Source organism: Halomonas sp. SIMBA_159 (genome assembly GCF_046536035.1).
Lineage (GTDB): Bacteria > Pseudomonadota > Gammaproteobacteria > Pseudomonadales > Halomonadaceae > Vreelandella > Vreelandella venusta_A.
This window is the reverse complement of the sequence record NZ_JAWJBT010001414.1, coordinates 1-242: the sequence shown is the minus strand read 5'-3', so window position 1 is coordinate 242 and position 242 is coordinate 1. Positions and strand designations below refer to the sequence as shown.

The following is a 242-nucleotide window of genomic DNA, read 5'->3' as shown; positions in this document are numbered from 1 at the left end:
ACGTACGATAGGCGAGTTTTCACCGATACCGCCAGTAAAGATCACGCCATCTGACTTAGGTAATGCACATGACAGGGCGGCCAGCTAGTTGGCGATGCGGTAGCAGAACACGTCCAGCGCCAACTTAGCACCCGTGTGCCCAGCCATCGCTTTGTCTTCTACTTCGCGCATGTCGTTTGTCAAGCCGGAAAGTCCCAGCAGGCCGCTCTGCTTGTTGAGCACGTTGTCGATCTCATCCACCG

At 55.8% G+C, this 242-nt stretch carries 1 protein-coding gene; it reads right to left on the bottom strand.

The window, feature by feature from the left end; genetic code table 11:
- Positions 1 to 84: 84 nt before the first annotated feature.
- A complete protein-coding gene (locus R0J87_RS23900; RefSeq protein WP_498889517.1) occupies positions 85 to 240 on the bottom strand; it encodes a hypothetical protein in 156 nt (51 codons plus the stop codon).
- Positions 241 to 242: the final 2 nt, after the last annotated feature.